Source organism: Alteribacillus sp. HJP-4, assembly GCF_042139015.1.
Lineage (GTDB): Bacteria > Bacillota > Bacilli > Bacillales > Marinococcaceae > JBHIKY01.
Window position 1 is genome coordinate 28,980 of record NZ_JBHIKY010000023.1, and the last position, 17,702, is coordinate 46,681.

Annotated in this window: 17 protein-coding genes; 5 read left to right on the forward strand and 12 right to left on the reverse strand. The window is 45.7% G+C overall.

The window, feature by feature from the left end; translation table 11 throughout:
• Positions 1–12: 12 nt before the first annotated feature.
• The 3 genes from accD to dnaE form a co-directional block, all read right to left on the reverse strand.
• The gene (gene accD / locus ACE4RR_RS17130; protein ID WP_375536663.1) at positions 13–870 is read right to left on the reverse strand and encodes an acetyl-CoA carboxylase, carboxyltransferase subunit beta; all 858 of its coding nucleotides are present in this window, start codon (positions 868–870) and stop codon (positions 13–15) included.
• A 235-nt stretch (positions 871–1,105) separates the two neighbouring features.
• The gene (gene ystJ / locus ACE4RR_RS17135) at positions 1,106–2,341 is read right to left on the reverse strand and encodes an NADP-dependent malic enzyme (protein ID WP_375536664.1); all 1,236 of its coding nucleotides are present in this window, start codon (positions 2,339–2,341) and stop codon (positions 1,106–1,108) included.
• Between the two features lie 141 nt (positions 2,342–2,482).
• Positions 2,483–5,803: a DNA polymerase III subunit alpha gene (gene dnaE / locus ACE4RR_RS17140; RefSeq protein ID WP_375536665.1), complete on the reverse strand. Its 3,321-nt coding sequence runs from the start codon at positions 5,801–5,803 to the stop codon at positions 2,483–2,485.
• Positions 5,804–5,946: 143 nt separating this feature from the next.
• Between dnaE and ytrH the strand changes: the two genes are divergently transcribed.
• From ytrH to ACE4RR_RS17155, 3 genes are all read left to right on the forward strand, one after another.
• The gene (gene ytrH, locus ACE4RR_RS17145) at positions 5,947–6,306 is read left to right on the forward strand and encodes a sporulation membrane protein YtrH (RefSeq protein ID WP_483860827.1); all 360 of its coding nucleotides are present in this window, start codon (positions 5,947–5,949) and stop codon (positions 6,304–6,306) included.
• Positions 6,303–6,806, forward strand: coding sequence for a sporulation membrane protein YtrI (gene ytrI / locus ACE4RR_RS17150; RefSeq protein WP_375536667.1), 504 nt, complete (start codon positions 6,303–6,305; stop codon positions 6,804–6,806). The genes ytrH and ytrI overlap by 4 nt, the downstream gene beginning before the upstream one ends.
• 102 nt (positions 6,807–6,908) lie before the next feature.
• On the forward strand, positions 6,909–7,118 hold the full coding sequence (locus ACE4RR_RS17155) for a YtzJ family protein (RefSeq protein WP_375536668.1): 210 nt from the start codon (positions 6,909–6,911) through the stop codon (positions 7,116–7,118).
• A 137-nt stretch (positions 7,119–7,255) separates the two neighbouring features.
• Here ACE4RR_RS17155 and ACE4RR_RS17160 read toward each other — a convergent pair whose 3' ends face one another.
• Positions 7,256–8,224 (reverse strand): DHH family phosphoesterase, encoded by a 969-nt coding sequence (locus ACE4RR_RS17160; protein WP_375536669.1) that lies wholly within the window; start codon positions 8,222–8,224, stop codon positions 7,256–7,258.
• A 97-nt stretch (positions 8,225–8,321) separates the two neighbouring features.
• Between ACE4RR_RS17160 and ACE4RR_RS17165 the strand changes: the two genes are divergently transcribed.
• A complete protein-coding gene (locus ACE4RR_RS17165; protein WP_375536670.1) occupies positions 8,322–8,630 on the forward strand; it encodes a YtpI family protein in 309 nt (102 codons plus the stop codon).
• A 73-nt stretch (positions 8,631–8,703) separates the two neighbouring features.
• Here ACE4RR_RS17165 and ACE4RR_RS17170 read toward each other — a convergent pair whose 3' ends face one another.
• From ACE4RR_RS17170 to ACE4RR_RS17190, 5 genes are all read right to left on the reverse strand, one after another.
• Positions 8,704–10,014: a DRTGG domain-containing protein gene (locus ACE4RR_RS17170; RefSeq protein ID WP_375536691.1), complete on the reverse strand. Its 1,311-nt coding sequence runs from the start codon at positions 10,012–10,014 to the stop codon at positions 8,704–8,706.
• Positions 10,015–10,241: 227 nt separating this feature from the next.
• Positions 10,242–10,925: a metal-dependent hydrolase gene (locus ACE4RR_RS17175; protein ID WP_375536671.1), complete on the reverse strand. Its 684-nt coding sequence runs from the start codon at positions 10,923–10,925 to the stop codon at positions 10,242–10,244.
• A gap of 102 nt (positions 10,926–11,027) precedes the next feature.
• A complete protein-coding gene (gene ald / locus ACE4RR_RS17180) occupies positions 11,028–12,155 on the reverse strand; it encodes an alanine dehydrogenase (RefSeq protein ID WP_375536672.1) in 1,128 nt (375 codons plus the stop codon).
• Positions 12,156–12,262: 107 nt separating this feature from the next.
• Positions 12,263–12,649, reverse strand: coding sequence for a hypothetical protein (locus tag ACE4RR_RS17185; RefSeq protein WP_375536673.1), 387 nt, complete (start codon positions 12,647–12,649; stop codon positions 12,263–12,265).
• 49 nt (positions 12,650–12,698) lie between these two features.
• The gene (locus tag ACE4RR_RS17190) at positions 12,699–13,463 is read right to left on the reverse strand and encodes an SDR family oxidoreductase (RefSeq protein ID WP_375536674.1); all 765 of its coding nucleotides are present in this window, start codon (positions 13,461–13,463) and stop codon (positions 12,699–12,701) included.
• A 211-nt stretch (positions 13,464–13,674) separates the two neighbouring features.
• Between ACE4RR_RS17190 and ACE4RR_RS17195 the strand changes: the two genes are divergently transcribed.
• On the forward strand, positions 13,675–14,109 hold the full coding sequence (locus tag ACE4RR_RS17195) for a universal stress protein (RefSeq protein WP_375536675.1): 435 nt from the start codon (positions 13,675–13,677) through the stop codon (positions 14,107–14,109).
• A gap of 194 nt (positions 14,110–14,303) precedes the next feature.
• Here ACE4RR_RS17195 and ACE4RR_RS17200 read toward each other — a convergent pair whose 3' ends face one another.
• The 3 genes from ACE4RR_RS17200 to ACE4RR_RS17210 all read right to left on the reverse strand — a co-directional run bounded on the left by ACE4RR_RS17200 (position 14,304) and on the right by ACE4RR_RS17210 (position 17,403).
• Positions 14,304–14,570, reverse strand: a complete 267-nt coding sequence (locus ACE4RR_RS17200; protein ID WP_375536676.1) for a hypothetical protein — start codon at positions 14,568–14,570, stop codon at positions 14,304–14,306.
• A 251-nt stretch (positions 14,571–14,821) separates the two neighbouring features.
• Complete coding sequence (gene argH, locus ACE4RR_RS17205; protein ID WP_375536677.1) at positions 14,822–16,201, reverse strand: argininosuccinate lyase; 1,380 nt, start codon at positions 16,199–16,201, stop codon at positions 14,822–14,824.
• On the reverse strand, positions 16,198–17,403 hold the full coding sequence (locus ACE4RR_RS17210; protein WP_375536678.1) for an argininosuccinate synthase: 1,206 nt from the start codon (positions 17,401–17,403) through the stop codon (positions 16,198–16,200). Before ACE4RR_RS17210 ends, argH begins: the two co-directional genes overlap by 4 nt.
• Positions 17,404–17,702: the final 299 nt, after the last annotated feature.

The following is a 17,702-nucleotide window of genomic DNA, read 5'->3' on the forward strand; positions in this document are numbered from 1 at the left end:
TTGTCCACCTCCTTACGGCCTTTTGCCTTGATGCATTTCTACAATCGCAGCCAGCGTCTGCTTCATTTCATTCCTTGGAATGACCCGGTCAAGCTGCCCATGCTTTAACAAAAATTCAGCAGTTTGAAAGTCCTCCGGCAGGTCCTGGCGGATGGTCTGTTCAATGATGCGTCTGCCGGCAAAGCCGATCAGTGCCTGCGGTTCCGCAAAATTATAATCTCCAAGCGATGCAAAGCTTGCTGAGACTCCGCCCGTGGTCGGGTGTGTCATCACTGATATATATAACAGCCCGGCTTCATCGAGCTTTTTTAAGGCCGCGCTCGTCTTCGCCATCTGCATCAGGCTCAGCACACCTTCCTGCATGCGGGCTCCCCCCGAGGCAGAAAACATTAGAAACGGCGTCTCTTGGTTAAGCGCACGTTCAATTGCTCTCGTAATTTTTTCTCCGACAACCGAGCCCATGCTGCCCATTCGAAAACGCGAATCCATTACCGCAATCACAACCGGTATACCCTCTAATTCGCCTTCTCCTGTCACGACCGCTTCATTTAATTTAGTCTTCGTGCGGTCCTTTTCAAGCTTTTCTGCATAATCAGGAAAATCCAGTGGATTTGTTGAGGATATGGACCCGTCCAGTTCTTTGAACGTTCCTTCCTCCAATAAGGAATGAATCCGCTCCGATGCCGTCATAGGCATATGATGGTCACAATGCATGCACACCATTAAATGCTTTTTCAATTCCTTCGTATAGACGATTGTCTTGCATTCAGGGCACTTTGTCATGACACCTTCATTCATGGTGGCCGGCTGCTTGCGTTCGGATGGAATCGTCGCGTATTTTCTTTTTTTGCTGAAAAAATCTTTTAACACGATGACACCTTCTTTTTCTTTGTGTATGTAGGAAGCTTTTTGCAGACTCTTGCAGTATGGGAATAAGAAAAAGAATATCATACCTGCGCTATATGACAAGTGTTTCCCTAAAACAAGACAAGCTTCGCTTTCTGCACGTCACAATAGAAGAGCGATCGCCATTCACCCGATCGCTCTTTCCATTGGGCGGGAAAAGCGGCAAAGCATCCGTCCAGCATTCTTGCTGTTGGAGTTACTATTTATCGATAATGGAAAGACGGCGGGTTTTTTCCGCAATTACTTCCGGGTCCACTTCTTTACGTGCCACTCCGGTTTCCATCGCAGCTTTTGCTACAGCAGATGCAACTGCTGGTGCTACTCTGCCGTCGAATGGGGCAGGAATGACGTATTCCTCGGTCAGTTCAGACTCTTCAATAAGCTCCGCAATCGCGTATACCGCTGCTTTTTTCATTTCTTCGTTTATAATCGTAGCATTGACGTCAAGAGCGCCTCGGAAGATTCCGGGGAAAGCGAGAACGTTATTGACTTGATTAGGAAAATCAGAACGCCCGGTGCCAATTACCTTCACACCAGCTTCCTTAGCAACATCAGGCATGATTTCCGGATCAGGATTAGCCATGGCAAAAATAATCGGATTATCATTCATTGCATGAACCATTTCGGTCGTGAGCGCCCCAGCGACTGAAACGCCGATAAAGACATCTGTGCCGTGAATGACATCTTCAAGCCTGCCTTCAGCGCGGTCTTTGTTCGTTAACTTGGCCATTTCTGCTTTTACGTCGTTCATTCCAAACGAACGGCCTTCATAAATAGCTCCTTTAGAATCACACAAAATTACATCACGCACGCCTAATTTGAGTAACAATTTAATAATAGCAATTCCGGCGGAGCCTGCTCCATTGATGATAACCTTTGCTTCTGAAAGGGATTTGCCGGATAATTTTAAAGCGTTGATCAGTCCAGCTGCCGTAACAATGGCTGTCCCGTGCTGGTCATCATGAAAAACAGGTATGTTCGTTTCTTTCTTCAGCCGCTCTTCAATAATAAAGCAGTCCGGAGCGGCGATGTCTTCAAGATTGACTCCACCGAACGTTGGCTGCATCAGCTTGACGCTCTGAACCATCTCATCCACATTTGTAGTATCAAGGCAGATCGGGAACGCGTCCACCCCAGCGAATGATTTAAACAGAACAGCTTTTCCTTCCATTACAGGAAGGGATGCCTCTGCTCCAATATTCCCCAGCCCGAGCACTGCGGTTCCGTTGGAAACAACAGCCACCATGTTTCCTTTCATGGTATACTCGTATACTTTTTGTTTGTCGTCAAAAATCTCCTTACAAGGTTCCGCTACGCCAGGAGAATAAGCAAGGCTCAAATCGCGTGAATTTTTTACAGGGACTTTAGACTTTGATTCCAGCTTTCCCTGATTTACTCGGTGAATATGCAAAGCTTCTTCTCTTGTCGTTGGCACAAACTCCACTCTCCTTTATAATGGTGCCCGTCTGAATATGCAGGCATTGGGCTCTTTCTCCCCTGTTAAAAATTCTGTTGTATTGTCTCCGTTTGCAAAAACTTATCTTATTATAACAGAAGACTTCTTTATGTTCATCCTCTATGAACCTTTTAAAACGACAAATTCCTCAGGAAGTACTCCGCGGAGTTCCCTCAAACATTCGGAGGTGGCCTGTGTATTGTAGCGTTCAGTCAATTGAATCGTTTTTTTTGCATCAGAATAATATAAACAGACCGGGGTCACGCCGGGATATTTTCGTAAAACTTCTTTGATCCGGCTGGTCGTCCAACTGTTATTATATTTCTCTTCTATTTTAAGAAACAAGGTATGCTGAGCACCAGCAAGAAGCTCATCTAAAAATATCACCTGGTCAGCAAGAATCTTATTCGTCTGGCTTTTTTTGTCCTGACGCCCTATGATCAATACCGGGCTTTGTGCGGTAAACCTGTTGTTGATGGTGCGGAAAACCGCTGGAAACAGCACCACCTCCACACTGCCCACCCCGTCACTCATAACTGCAAAAGCCATGGATTGACCGGCTTTCGTCCGCACTCTTTTTACTTCCTCTATCAGCCCGGCTGCTGGAATGCTGCGGCTCGACCGGTCAAACGTTTCTATTAAAGACACAGGCTGAAACCTTTCCAGAACGGCGGCATATTTCTCAAGTGGATGCCCGCTGATATAAAAACCAAGGGCCTCTTTTTCTGCTTCTAATTTTTCTGTCTCGGAATAAGGGTCTGCCTCTACATATCTAAAATCATTGTCTCCTCCGATCAAACCGCCGAGATCCTGCTGAAATTCAGCAAATTCCTGCGCACGGTCGATGGAAGCAAGCAGGGCTGCCCGGTTTTCATAAATCTCATCAAATGCCCCCGCTTTAATAAGATTCTCCACGCTTTTTCGATTCAACGAAGCAGCTTCCTGCTGCATGAAGAAATCGACGAAGCTGTCGAATCCCTTCCTTCGGCGCGCCTGAATAATCGAACGGACCTGCTTGACGTTCAGCTGTTTGATGGCAAGCAGTCCAAATCTAATCTGGGCACCTGTGACGGAAAATCCAGGCTGGCTGTACAAGATAGATGGAGGGAGAATTTTTACTCCTGCCTGCAGAGCTTCGCGGAGATAGAGACTAAGCTTTGCGGTCTGGTGCAGGTGAGCGGAAAGGAGCGCTGCATAAAAGTCAGCCGGATAATTCGCTTTTAAATAGGCTAGCTGATATGCAATAATGCTGTACGCAACTGCGTGACTGCGGTTAAAACCGTAGTCGGCAAAGCGGACGATCAGGTCATAAACCTCATCTGCCGCTTCACTTGTATAGCCCTTTGTCTCCGCTCCTTTCAAAAAACGAGATCTTTCATTCTCAAGAACGTGCCTGACTTTTTTGCTGACCGCACGCCGTAAAAGGTCTGCTTCCCCAAAGCTGTAACCAGCCATTATCGCGGCAATCTTCATAATCTGCTCTTGATAAATGATGACACCGTAGGTCTGTGCCAGAATCGGCTTGAGGCTTTCATGCGGATACTCCGGCTGCTTTCGTTCGTGCTTTCTGTCCGAATAAAGCGGAATGTTTTCCATCGGGCCCGGACGGTACAGCGCATTTACTGCCGCTATATCCTCAAATCTAGAAGGAGCTACCTGCTGAAGAGCCTGTCTCATTCCTGCTGATTCAAGCTGAAAAACCCCCGTAGTTTCCCCTTTTGAAAGCATTTCATACGTTTTTTTATCCTCAAGAGGCAGCGTCCTCAGGTCAAATGTTTTCCCCTCTCGCCGCTGAATCGATTCCGTAATCCGCTCGAGAATAGTCAGGTTTCTCAGACCAAGAAAATCCATTTTCAACAGTCCGATTTCCTCGAGAACCTCCATCGGATACTGAGTAAGTAGAATTTCCGCATCCTTTTTCATTAACGGAACATATTCGGTTAGTTTGCCTCCGCTTATTATGACACCTGCAGCATGAACGGAGGTGTGCCGGGGCAGCCCTTCAATTTCTAATGCAAGCTTGACAATGCCTGCTCCGTCCGGCTCCCGTTCGATAAATGCACGAAACTCCCGATTCGAGTCGATTGCTTTCTTCAGAGTCATGCCTGGAGTCTGCGGGATAAAGCCGGCCACCCGGTCAATCAGTGCCTGCGGCGCCTCTAATATCCGACCCGTGTCACGGACTGCCGCACGCGCTCCGAACGTGCCGAAGGTTACAATTTGAGCTACTCTCTTCTCACCGTATTTTCGAGCTACATACTGGATCACTTCATCCCGGCGGTGATCCGGGAAGTCAATATCAATGTCGGGCATCGATATCCGCTCCGGATTTAAAAATCGTTCAAATAATAAGTCATGCTCAAGCGGATCTACATCAGTTATTTCAAGCACATACGAGACAAGCGACCCAGCGGCGGAACCTCTGCCCGGTCCGACAAGTATGTTCTGGGAACGGGCATACGCTACAAAATCCCAAACGATCAGAAAATAATCCTGAAATCCCATTTTTTCAATAATCGCCAGTTCATGAAGCAAACGTTTCTGCGCTTGCTCTGAGACTTTTGAGTAACGTCTGGCTAATCCTTCTTCACACAGCCTTCGCAGCTTCTCTCCTGAAGATGTGTCTGCTGAGACGGGATATTTCGGGAGAAGCATCTGCTGAAACTCCAGTGTCACACTGCAGGCTTTTGCGATCTCTGCTGTACGGCGGATGGCTTCGCCATCATCCGGGAGCCGGGAAACTGCTTCTTTTTCATTCAGGAGCGTGCCAAAGTACCCCTGGTGCTGTTCCAATTCCTTTAAGGCTTTTCCCTGCTCGATTGCTGTTAATGCGAGTCTCGCACGGCTTTCCGATTTTTCTGTCATATGAACGTTATTCCCAGCGATAAGCGGAATCTCTGCCTGGGCCGCCAGCGCTTTCCAATCCTTCTGACTGCGTGCATCCTCCTGCAGAGGCTGTAACTCCATAAACAAATGATCTATTTGAACGAGCTGCTTCCAGCTCTGCAGAATCTCTGCCGCCTTCCATCCCTCCTGCTCTCTAACGCTGACGGCGGCTTCACTTTCTGCATAAGGGAGAAGAACATAACAATTGGTGAGATGGGTTGATATTTGTTCAGACGTTACCTTATCATTCATCTGTTTTTCCGATGAAAGTCGCATTAGATCTCTATAACCGTCAATATTTCTGGCAAGCAGAACAATGGGAAATTCGCCGTCTAAGTATAAACCATCCACCCAGAGCTCAAGCCCTAAAATCGGTTTAATACCGTATTCCATGCATTTTTTATAAAAAGGGACAGCTCCGTGCATCACATTTTTATCTGTAATCGCCAGCGCGTCCATATTTAATTCTTTCGCACGCTTCGTCAGATGGTCGATACGGGCCGAACTTTTTAATAGGCTGTATTCAGTATGTACATGCAAATGGACTAATGCCATAAGCGTACCGCTCCTTTTCTCGCGTGTTTCTTCATTTTAGTATGCAGGCGATTTCTACAGAAAACAAGCATATAAGAATCTCTGCTGCTCTATATATTTAGAGAGAATGTTTTTACTATTTTGAGTCACATGCTCCAGTGAGTATACAGGAACAAGGGGGATTTATAATGACTAGAGAATTTGCCGGTACACTTGTGATGGATTTCTTTGTTGCTTTCGGTGTTATTATCGGCGGTTCGATTATTGGAGGGATCGGAGCTTTTCTGATCGGAAAACCACCATTGTCTGCCATCCATGATTTAGCAGCCAGCCTGAAAATCTGGGCACTGGTCGCCGCTATCGGCGGTACATTTGACGCGATCACCACACTTGAACGGGGTCTCTTTTACGGCACACACAGCGATGTATTTAAAACGCTTGGCATGATATGTGCTGCCCTTGGCGGCGCAAATGCCGGGACATTTATTATTCAATGGATTACCCAGGAGCAGCTCACTCCATGAGAATTCCACCTTATTACCGCAAGCCCGGCTGGCAGCGTTTTTTTGCAGGAGTGGCCATCGGCACACTGGCAGGCTGGGCTTTTTTTATTTTTCAATTCGGTGCCATTCATGAAGAGCTCGTGGTAGATTTAAACAAACAAAGACTTTTAATCGCTGAACAGCATGAACAAATTGACCTGCTCCGGGAAGCAGAACAGGCTAAAAATCAAGAAAATGAAAGAAAATTGACCATTCAGGACGTTTCCATCACCTTCACGAACGAAAAATCATCCAAATTAAATGAGCTTGCTTTGTACGAATTGAAACAGGAGGCCGAAAGCGAAATGCATTTGTTAAAAAATAAAAACATAGAAAGTGCCGTAGAAGGGAAAGAGTTAATTAAACGGACAATTGAAAATAAAACGTACACGTCTGGAGACAAGCAGTATAAATTAAAAATTGAAGAAATGTACATTTATACAATGCTTGAGCTTTATGTCCGGATCGAAGCAGCAGAGTAATGAATAATTATTGAAAGATTCAGTGTTTTTTGTGCACAAAAATGTAAATTTTCGGTATAATGAATGGCAGAAGGCTGCCCATACGTTTAGGAGGTGTTCATTATGGATGTCACAGGAAAGGAAATGGTAATGAACCGCAAGGAACTGGCTCTTCAAAAAGTAGAGAAGATTAAAGCTGGCTATTCAGCTTTTGCTGAATCCCAAGAGGTGTCGGAGATGATCCGAAAAGAACTTGAGCATCAACAGATTGATGTATACGAGGATATGACGGATCTTGGCTCATGGTTTATTCCGACAAATAAAAAAGAATAAAAGGCATGGAGGTGCGGCTGCAGACCGGCCTCTTTTTTTATTTGCCCGGGAAAAAACGTTATCTGAGAAATCCGAATATAAAATATATACCTTCTTCTCTCCTGCACATACTTTAATGAAGCACGAAAGAGCAGCAATTAATTGAAGAGGTTGTTTTTCTTTTTCCACTCATGACAAACAGCCTGCAATTTCTTCATTACCTGCTTTGTTTCATCCAAATTCTCAGCCTTTGCTCCCGCAGCCATAGGATGCCCGCCGCCATTATGCTCAGCTGCGATGTCATTAATTACCGGCCCCTTCGAACGGAGACGGACCCGGTAAGTGCTGTCGTCGTTTTCAACGAAGAATACCCAGGCTAAGATGCCGTCAGTATCTGCAAAAGCGTTAATAACGGCAGAAGATTCATTAATGCTGATATTGTAATGTGCAAGTGTATCTTTCGTTAAGTACATCATGCCGGTGCCTTCTTCTGTCAGTGTGAACTCCTGCAGCACTTTTCCGCGGAGCCTCACGACTGCTTCGGAATTTTTATAGAACTCCGTATATAATGAGGTCGTATCCACCCCATGCTCAAGTACGGCGGCTGCCATCCGGTGCGTACGCGGTGTCGTGTTCGAATGCTGGAATCGTCCAGTATCTCCGACGATCCCTGCATATAAGAGACGAGCTGCGTCCTTTGGTAATTTCCATTTTTCAACTTCTGCTGCGTGCATGGCCAGTTCAATTATCATTTCACAGGTCGAACTTGCCTTCGTATCCACCCAGGCGATATCTCCATACGGATCGACGTTAGGATGATGGTCAATTTTCACCAGCTGAGTCCCTTTATCCCAGCCTTTACCATCTATCCGTTCCGTGTTGGCGGTGTCACAGACAATCACTAGTGCATTTCCCTCCGGCTCTGCATGGTCTGAATCACTGTTTGCCAGAAACGAAAGCGAATTTTCATTTTCACCAACCAGATGAATCTGCTTATCTGGACAATTGAATTTAATTAAAGAAGCCAGGCCGCCTTGAGAGCCGACAGCGTCCGGGTCTGGTTTTTCATGCCGGTAAATATAAATAACTGCATGTGCTTTCACAGCGTCAATTATCTTATTTTTCATTGATATTGCCACCTTTCAATATTTCCAGCCGGATGCAATTGCTATTTTTCTTTTCCAGCCTTAAAATGAGGAGGAAGAATGATCAGGAGGGAAAGGAATGCAGATATTCACGATTATCGTCGTAATTGCCGCGGCAATGTATGTATTTTACAAGATAAAAGCTTTTCGCACGAAAGCCCCGGTTGAAAAGAAATGGGTGCAGACGAAAGCGAATATCAGTCTCGGCCTTTTTTTAACAGGTTTTGGGGCCAATCTACTTTTTACAAATACAATGACGATCGACATTGTCATAGGTACCATTTTTGCTGTGCTCGGAATCGCCAATATCCTTCTCGGGCTCCGTGCATATAAATTGTATCATCCATACGCATCAAAAGAGGCCGAAGAACAACGGCTGAAAACCTAATGCTCCGCCTAATGAAAAAGTACATGTAAAAACCGGCCTGATCCTGGCCGGTTTTATTGCGGCTTAGCGGTCATTAACGATCGAGCAGCTGCGCCATCATCAGCGCTTTGGCAACAATTTCCCCTTCATGAAATAATTCTACATCAACTTTGCCGTGCTTGCGGCCGACCTCGAGCATTTTTCCCTTCAAATCGATCGTGCTTTCAATCTGAATTGGTTTAATAAAATACATCGTAATATTTTCAACGACTATATCTCCGCGCTTATAATGGCGCAGGAGCCGGCTTCCACATTCAGTCACGAGCGTCGTCAGCACGCCGTAGGAAATCATGCCGAGCTGATTCGTCATCTGCGGACTGACTTCACATTGGTAATTATACTCTGAACCCTGAGGCATTTCATGAAAGCGGCTTGTAACCACATCATCAATTGTCTCTCCAACGTGCGGCTGCCGCTGCACCATCTGCAGAGCCTTCAGCACATCCTGCCTGCTGATGACCCCTATTAAGTGACGTTGATCATCGATAACCGGAAGCAGCTCAATCCCTTCCCACACCATCACATGGGCGACCGAGGCAATAGAGGTTCGTTCATTCACTGTAATTGGACTTTTTGTCATCACTTTCTCAATCGGCGTGTGCATCTGGGCGCCGAGCACATCTTTCGCAGCGACCATTCCCTGCACTTTCATATCTTCTCCAATGACCGGATAGCGGCTGTGCCCTGTTTTCCGGTTCATTTCGTGCCATTTCTCCACGTTATTTTCGGTAGTCATGTAGTATGTGTCCTGCAGTGGAATTAATATATCATCTACGAGCACAATCTCTTTTTTTATGAGCTGGTCATAAATTGCACGGTTAATCATCGTTGCAACCGTAAATGTGTCATAGCTTGTCGAAATTACCGGAAGCCCCAGTTCATCGGCAAGAGCAATAACATTTTCGTTTGTATCAAAGCCGCCTGTAATTAAAACAGCTGCCCCGGCCTCAAGCGCAAGTTTATGTACTTGATAACGGTTCCCGACAATTAATAAATTCCCCGCTTCCACATAGCGCATCATTGCTTCAAGCTTCATCGCTCCAATGACAAAACGATTCAAGGTTTTATGGAGGCCGTTTCGTCCGCCGAGGACTTGTCCGTCAACAATATTAACGACTTCAGCATACGTCAGCTTTTCGAAATTTTCTTTTAATTTTTTTTCAATCCGTATCGTACCGACACGTTCAATTGTACTGACCAGTCCTTGATTTTCCGCATCCTTTATCGCGCGGTACGCGGTCCCTTCACTGACCTGAAGTACTTTGGCAACCTGCCGTACTGAAATTTTTTCCCCAACACCGAGCTCGGTTATATGGTGAAGTATCTGTTCATGCTTTGTAGCCAGTTCTGGCACCTCCTCCGACACCTGCAAAAAACTGTATTAGTTACATCTTTGGTCTGTAATACTTTAAGTATACGTATCCTCGTTTCGGAACGCAAGAATCTGCCATTTGATTATAACGATTTTTCTTGAAATATCAATAGTGTAAGCGCTTATGTGGTTACAAGAAAGAAAAAAGCTGTTCTAACCTCTTTGAAAAGAGAGAAAGAACAGCTGCGCGTTTTCAGTAATTATAGATCCACAGATTCTCCGGCTTTCAATGCTTGTCCTTTTTGAGGAGAAATCGACTCAACGAACGCTTTTGCGTCCTGTTTAATCGGAGGGAAGGTATCATAATGAATCGGAACCGTAAATTTCGGTTTCAACCATTCGACGGCCTGTTTCGCGTCCTCCGGCCCCATCGTAAAATTATCCCCGATAGGTACAAACAACAAATCCGCCGGATGCCGCTCGCCGATCATTTTCATATCGGAAAATAATGCTGTATCTCCCATATGATAGACGGTTTTACCTTCTGCTTCAAACAGGATTCCCGCCGGCATGCCGGTATAAATAATTTTTTGATTCTCTTCTTCCGTATAAGAAGATCCGTGAAAAGCCTGAGTAAGCTTGACACGCCCAAAGTCAAAAGTATAACCTCCGCCGATATGAAGCGGATGAGTATTAAGACCCTGCCATCCTAAATAGGTTGCAAGCTCAAACGGTGCTACCACGAGAGCATCATTGCGTTTTGCAATATCGACAGTGTCTCCAACATGGTCGTTATGTCCATGCGTCAGCAGTATGACGTCTGCCTTCACGTCATCTGCGTTTAAGTCGCATAATTCATTCCCGCTGATAAACGGATCAATTAAAACATTTTTGCCATTCGTTTCAATATTCACCACTGAATGTCCATGATAAGTTACTTTCATGAATAGAGTTCTCCTTTCCGGGCTAGTAATTATCTACCATTGCTCTTTTTTCCTCTTTTGAAGAAATTCTAAACAATGATTCCGGTTAAAAAAGGAGTTTTCTTAAGCCTGCTGCAGCTCAGGAAGCTTTTCTGCAGGGGTAAACGACACGTTTTGTGCTTCTGCCACAGCCTGGTAGACGAGGTGTCCGCTCATTGTATTGAGCCCCATAAATAAGGCGGGGTTATTTTTCAAAGCCTTGGAAAGCCCTTGATCCGCAAGCTGCAGTGCATAAGGAACGGTTACGTTTGTCAGAGCAAGGGTTGAGGTTCTTGGCACCGCACCAGGCATGTTTGCCACAGCATAGTGCAGAATCCCATGTCTTTCGTAAACCGGGTCATCGTGAGTCGTAATATGATCAGTCGTTTCAAAAATGCCGCCTTGATCAATCGCCACATCTACAAGCACGGAGCCTGTCTCCATGCTTTTTACCATTTCCTCCGTTACAAGCTTTGGTGCACGCGCACCTGGAATCAATACCGCCCCGATGACAATATCCGCTTCAGCCACAGCTTCTGCCAGCGTGACAGGATTCGAAATCAGAGTGTGAATCTCCTTACCGAAAATATCCTCGAGCTGTCGGAGCCTTGCTGGATTCACATCGAGAATCGTTACATCAGCACCTAATCCGCAGGCAATCTTTGCTGCATTGGTTCCGGCAATCCCTCCGCCGATTATTGCCACTTTTCCGCGGCGGACTCCCGGCACGCCGGCAAGCAGAATTCCTTTGCCGCCTTTTGTTTTTTCAAGAAACTGTGCCCCCATCTGGGCAGACATGCGGCCTGCCACCTCACTCATCGGAGTCAGAAGCGGCAGTGACCCATCTTGAAGCTGTACCGTTTCATACGCTATCGCCGTCACTTTTTTCTCCATGAGCTGCTTGGTAAGCTCAGGAAGCGGCGCGAGGTGAAGGTAAGTAAAAAGAATCAGTCCTTCTCTAAAATGCCTGAATTCCTCATCAACCGGCTCCTTTACCTTCATCACCATATCCTGCTCCCAAGCTTCATCTGGTGTGCCCACTATCGAAGCTCCGGCTCTCTCATATTGCTCATCTGAAAACCCTGAACCGGCACCAGCATGCCGTTCCACAAATACTTCATGTCCTTTTTCCTTAAATTGCATGACTCCGCCCGGGGTCAACGCCACTCGATTTTCATTGTTTTTGACCTCACGCGGTATTCCGATCTTCATTTGTGGTGCCCCCTTCCACAGCTATATATTTTTTTATACCCTAATATCATACCTCCTATGCCCTCATCCATGAAAGAAAAAACTATCTCTTTTCATAAGAGACAGTTTTAGGAGGATGGTGTTTTTTTCCATATCCATGTATGAAGTTCGCCTTGATCATTCTGCCAGCGTACATCTAAACGTTCAAGGTCTGCATACCCGTTTTTCAAAAGACGAGCGGCAAGCTCTTCCTTTGATACTCCTTTTTCCGGCTGCAGCTTTTCATATATCTCCTTTACTTCCTTGACAGCCCGCTCATCGTGAAAAGCCGTATCTCCTTGATGGAACTCATACGCAGAGGGACTGTTGTATTCCCAGTGCAGAGTGTCATTTCTTGTTTCAACTGTTGCTTTAAATACAAAAATCTCTTCAAGCTCGGCTCCCTGCGCCTGTAATGCAGCTCCTGGAGCAAATAATATCAGCAGTACAAGCAATGCACTTATCCAAATTTTCACAAGCTATCACCTCCCGACTAGCTTTCCGCTGAGAGGCGTGCTTTATACATCAATTACTGCGTCTTTTATGCAAAACATCTATTCCGCCGGTAACTTCTACGACAGAGCCTGTGATCATATCAGAATTCTCGTCGCTGAGAAAGGAGATGGTGCGGGCGATATCTTCTCCGCTTGCCGGTCTTCCGACGGGAGTAGCCTGGCTTTCAACATTTCTCGCCTCTTGAATGGAAGCTTCCTTGAATTCATCAGTGACGACGCCGGGACAGACCATATTTACCGTAATTCCATGTTCTGCCTCTTCAAGAGAAACGGATTTCATCAATGAGACAAGCCCGGTTTTCGCAGCAGCGTAAGCCGAGCGATACAGCCAGCCCGGGGCCTCCTGCGCCCCTTGAAAGCCGTACGTAATGATCCTGCCGAACTTCTGTTTCCGCATTATCGGCACCACGGCCTGAAATAAATGAAACATGGCCGTCAGGTTTCCATCGAGCATTTCTTTCCACTCAGCTGTCGAATAATCCATTAGCTTTTTACGTTCAAATATATATGGGCCCGCGTTATTGACTAGCACGTCAATTCTGCCGAAATGATGGTATGAATCAGCGGCAAATCTTTTTAAATCCTCTGGATTCGTGACATCTCCCCTCACGAACAATAAGCGCCCGCTTTCCTTTGAAAAATCCTTTTTTAATCTCTCTACAGATTCTTCGTCATTTCGATAAGTAACGGTGACTGCGTATCCCTTTTTCAGGAATTCTTCTGTTACTTTTCTCCCCAGTCCCTTTGATCCTGCTGTGATAATGGCATGACGCATGGCCGGAGTCCTCCTATCACGATATATGTACAGTACTTTTTCCCAGTTATTTTTTATCATACTATTATTTATCGTTTTCGTAAAAATAAATGCGCCGGTATTATGGAGATATTAAGAAATTTAGCTGGTTCTTTATAAATGTATGCCTTTTCATGATATAATAAAAGTGTATTAAAATAATATTTCTTATTTGATGGAGGGGGCATGTGAAATGGCAGCATATCAAAAAGTGCTGGCTGCGGTTGACGGTTCAGATGAATCAAAAAGAGCATTAAAAAAAGCGATACAGGAAGCTGTCGAAAACAATGCCGCACTTGTAATTACCCACATCATAGACACCCGCACATTCGCCACTATAGAGCAGTATGACCGCACCATCGTATCACGCGCTGAGAATTACGGCCAGGAGCTTCTTGAAAATTACCGAAAGGAAGCAGAAACTGGTGGAGTAAAGGATATCACTACTGTGCTCGACTTTGGATCTCCTAAAATTAAAATCCCTAAAGATCTCGCCAAACGCTATCAGGCGGATTTGATTGTAACGGGCGCCACCGGTTTAAACGCCGTAGAACGCATGTTGATTGGAAGCGTCTCCGAAGCCATTGCCCGGCATGCGAAATGTGATGTGCTTATCGTCCGCTCATAGATTGTACTTTAAATATTGTGCCCTCGTTCCGCTGCGGCGGTGCGGGGGTTTTGTTCGTATAATATTAGTCGGCAGTGTGTGTGCTTGCTGCAGAACAGATTTCCACTGCGCTGATTAGATTTCCACCGCAGACGCCACATTTCCACCGCTCCAATTCGATTTCCACTGTTCCGCTTGCTTTTCCTCGGTTACGGCTACCTTTTCCCGCTTCGCTCCCTTCGTTTCCACCGCTCCCATTGGTCTTTCCCCGGATCAGCAAATTGTATCCCTTGAACTGTTCCTGTTTCCACGCTGCCGATCGCATTTCCACTACTTCCCTTTGATTTCCACTGCGCTGATCGGATTTCCACCGCAGACGCCACTTTTCCACCACACCAATTCGATTTCCACTGTTTCGCTTGCTTTTCCTCGGTTACGGCCTCCTTTTCCCGCTTCGCTCCCTTCGTTTCCACCGCTCCCATTGGTCTTTCCCCGGATCAGCAAGTTGTATCCCTTGAACTGTTCCTGTTTCCACGCTGCTTATCGGATTTCCACCACTTCCCTTTGATTTCCACTGTGCTGATCGGATTTCCACCGCAGACGCCACTTTTCCACCGCCAGACGTTCCATTACCGTTTCCACCTCCACGTCCCGGTTTGCCCTCTTTGCACTTCCGTAGAGTAACTACTATAAAAAGCTGCCCCACTAATCTGGAGCAGCTTTCGTTCCGATATTATTTTTCTTTCATTTTCTCTTCTGCAAGAGCAATCGCTTTTTTCACCTGCTCAAAACCGGTACCCCCAGCGCTGTTACGGCGGGCTACCACTGTTTTCGGTTTCAGGACTTCGAAGATATCGTCTTCAAACAAAGTACTCGCCTGCTTATAGTATTCAAATGGCAGGTCAAGCAGGTAGATATCCTTTTGAATACAGACGAGGACCAGCTTCCCGACGACTTCATGAGCTTCCCTGAACGGCATACCTTTCGAGGCAAGGTAATCCGCCAGCTCAGTGGCGTTAGAGAAGTCGGAATGTGTTTCTTTTTCCATTACGTCTGTATTCACAGTCATTGTTTCAATCATTCCGGCGAAAATCTTTAAAGATCCCTTCACTGTCGTCACCGTGTCGAACATGCCTTCCTTATCTTCCTGCATGTCTTTGTTATAGGCGAGCGGGAGGCCCTTCAACAACGTAAGCAGGGAAACAAGATTACCGTACACCCGGCCTGTTTTCCCACGGATCAACTCTGCCATGTCTGGATTCTTTTTCTGCGGCATAATGCTGCTGCCGGTCGCAAATGTGTCATCAAGCTCAATAAACTTAAATTCCTGGCTGGACCACATAATGATTTCTTCGGCAAGGCGGGATAGATGCATCATGACCATCGAAGACGCACTCATGAATTCCAGGATGAAGTCGCGGTCGCTTACGGCATCGAGACTGTTTTCATAAATGCCGTCAAAGCCGAGCAGTTCGGCAGAATAATGGCGGTCAATCGGAAAAGTCGTACCGGCCAGGGCTCCTGCTCCGAGTGGAGAGAGATTCAGCCGTTTCAAACTGTCCGTCAGCCTGCCGTAATCACGCTCCAGCATCCAGAAGTAGGCCATTAAGTGGTGCGCGAATGAAACAGGCTGGGCTCTCTGCAAATGGGTATAGCCGGGAATAATCGTTTCCACATGCTCGCTTGCCTGCTTCAGCAGCGCTTCCTGCAAATGGGACATCTCGGACATTATGTCTTCGGTATGCTTACGTAAATACAGATGCATATCGGTTGCCACCTGATCGTTCCGGCTTCTTCCTGTATGCAGTTTCCCGCCGACAGGCCCGATTTCCTCAATAAGAAACTTTTCAATGTTCAAATGAATATCTTCATTTTGAACACTGTATTCGAGTTCGTTATTTTTAGCTTTGTCAAGGATCGTCTTCAGCCCGCCGGAGATTTTCTCAGACTCCTCTTCAGTTAAAATGCCTGTTTTCTGAAGCATTTTCACATGCGCAAGGCTTCCCTCAATATCCTCCTCGACGAGCTCTTTATCAAAAGGAATGGATGCCCCAAAGGCATCCACCCATTCTTCTGCACTTTTCGTAAATCTTCCGCCCCATAATTTCGTCATACGTTGACACCCTTTTTGTTGACCATGCTGTGAACCTTTGTCGGCAGTCCCCAGAGATTAATGAATCCGACAGCGGCACTGTGATCAAACTCATCATCCGGCGTATACGTGGCAAGCTTTTCATTGTAAAGAGAGTACTCTGACTTTCTCCCTTCCACAATAGCGTTCCCTTTAAAGAGCTTTACTCTGACAAGACCGGTGACACTCTTCTGAGTTTCTTTAAGAAAAGCCTCTAATGCAGGTCTAAGAGCAGAGAACCAGAGACCTTCATAGATAACTTCCGTCAGCTTTTTCTCAATGTCCGGCTTAAAGTGAGCTACCTCTTTTGGCTGGGTAAGGTCCTCGAGCTCTTTGTGCGCCTTAATCAAAGTCATTGCGCCAGGGCATTCGTAAACTTCTCTTGATTTAATACCGACCATTCTGTTTTCAACATGGTCGATTCTGCCGATGCCGTGCTTGCCTGCCAATGAATTCAGTTCAAGAATTAATTCATCCAGCTCATAAGCCTGCCCATTTAAGGAAACCGGCTTACCTTGTTCAAAAGCTATTTCCACGATATCTGCTTCATCTGGAGTATTTTCAATTGCATTCGTCAGGTCATATGCACCTTCCGGAGGTGTGGCCCACGGATCTTCCAGCACACCGCATTCGTTACTTCTGCCCCAGAGGTTCTGGTCGACAGAATATGGATTGTCGAGATCCACCGGTACTGGAATGTTGTGCTTCTTCGCATACTCGATTTCTTCATCTCTTGACCAGCCCCAGTCTCTCACCGGTGCCATTACTTCAAGATCCGGGTTCAGAGCCTGGATAGAAACTTCAAATCTCACCTGGTCGTTCCCTTTGCCGGTGCAGCCGTGTGCGACTGCATCAGCATTTGTCTGTTCAGCGATTTCTACTAGCTTTTTAGAAATCAATGGTCTCGACAAAGCGGATACGAGCGGATACTTCTGTTCATAAAGAGCATGCGCTTGAAGCGCCGGAAGTACAAAGTCTTCTGCGAATTCTTTCTTCGCATCAATCGTATAAGATTGAATGGCACCTACCTGTAATGCTTTTTCTTTTACAAATTCTAAGTCTTTTCCTTCTCCTACATCGAGACCGACAGCAACAACATCATAATTGTTGTCCTTCAGCCATTGGATAGCTACCGATGTATCAAGTCCTCCGGAATATGCGAGTACCACTTTTTTGTTTGCCATTCAAAATACCTCCAGTTTTTCACGTTTGAATATTCATGCTAAGCGCATTATTTTTATACATTTGATTGTAAAAATATAAGAGGCTCTGCCCCTGTGGATGCGTTTGTTTTATATCGTTATTGAATACTTTAACAAGAGTCAGGAGGTTTTGCAATACTTATTCATAAAAAAGTATAAAAATTTACTTCCTTCCTTTGAAAATTGTTTATTTATCAGCGTTTTCAAAAATAACCATATAAAAATTATTCATATTTTTGTATGTTCATAGATATTTCTGAATGGTTCCCTTCCTTTACAAT

Bases quoted from the DNA above. Each gene is read 5' to 3' on its own strand.
- dnaE (WP_375536665.1), bottom strand. From the start codon at position 5,803: ATGGCATTAGTCCATTTGCATGTACATACTGAATACAGCCTATTAAAA.
- ytrI (WP_375536667.1), top strand. From the start codon at position 6,303: ATGAGAATTCCACCTTATTACCGCAAGCCCGGCTGGCAGCGTTTTTTT.
- ACE4RR_RS17155 (WP_375536668.1), top strand. From the start codon at position 6,909: ATGGATGTCACAGGAAAGGAAATGGTAATGAACCGCAAGGAACTGGCT.
- ACE4RR_RS17160 (WP_375536669.1), bottom strand. From the start codon at position 8,224: ATGAAAAATAAGATAATTGACGCTGTGAAAGCACATGCAGTTATTTAT.
- ACE4RR_RS17165 (WP_375536670.1), top strand. From the start codon at position 8,322: ATGCAGATATTCACGATTATCGTCGTAATTGCCGCGGCAATGTATGTA.
- ACE4RR_RS17175 (WP_375536671.1), bottom strand. From the start codon at position 10,925: ATGAAAGTAACTTATCATGGACATTCAGTGGTGAATATTGAAACGAAT.
- ald (WP_375536672.1), bottom strand. From the start codon at position 12,155: ATGAAGATCGGAATACCGCGTGAGGTCAAAAACAATGAAAATCGAGTG.
- ACE4RR_RS17190 (WP_375536674.1), bottom strand. From the start codon at position 13,463: ATGCGTCATGCCATTATCACAGCAGGATCAAAGGGACTGGGGAGAAAA.
- ACE4RR_RS17195 (WP_375536675.1), top strand. From the start codon at position 13,675: ATGGCAGCATATCAAAAAGTGCTGGCTGCGGTTGACGGTTCAGATGAA.
- ACE4RR_RS17200 (WP_375536676.1), bottom strand. From the start codon at position 14,570: ATGGGAGCGGTGGAAACGAAGGGAGCGAAGCGGGAAAAGGAGGCCGTA.
- argH (WP_375536677.1), bottom strand. From the start codon at position 16,201: ATGACGAAATTATGGGGCGGAAGATTTACGAAAAGTGCAGAAGAATGG.
- ACE4RR_RS17210 (WP_375536678.1), bottom strand. From the start codon at position 17,403: ATGGCAAACAAAAAAGTGGTACTCGCATATTCCGGAGGACTTGATACA.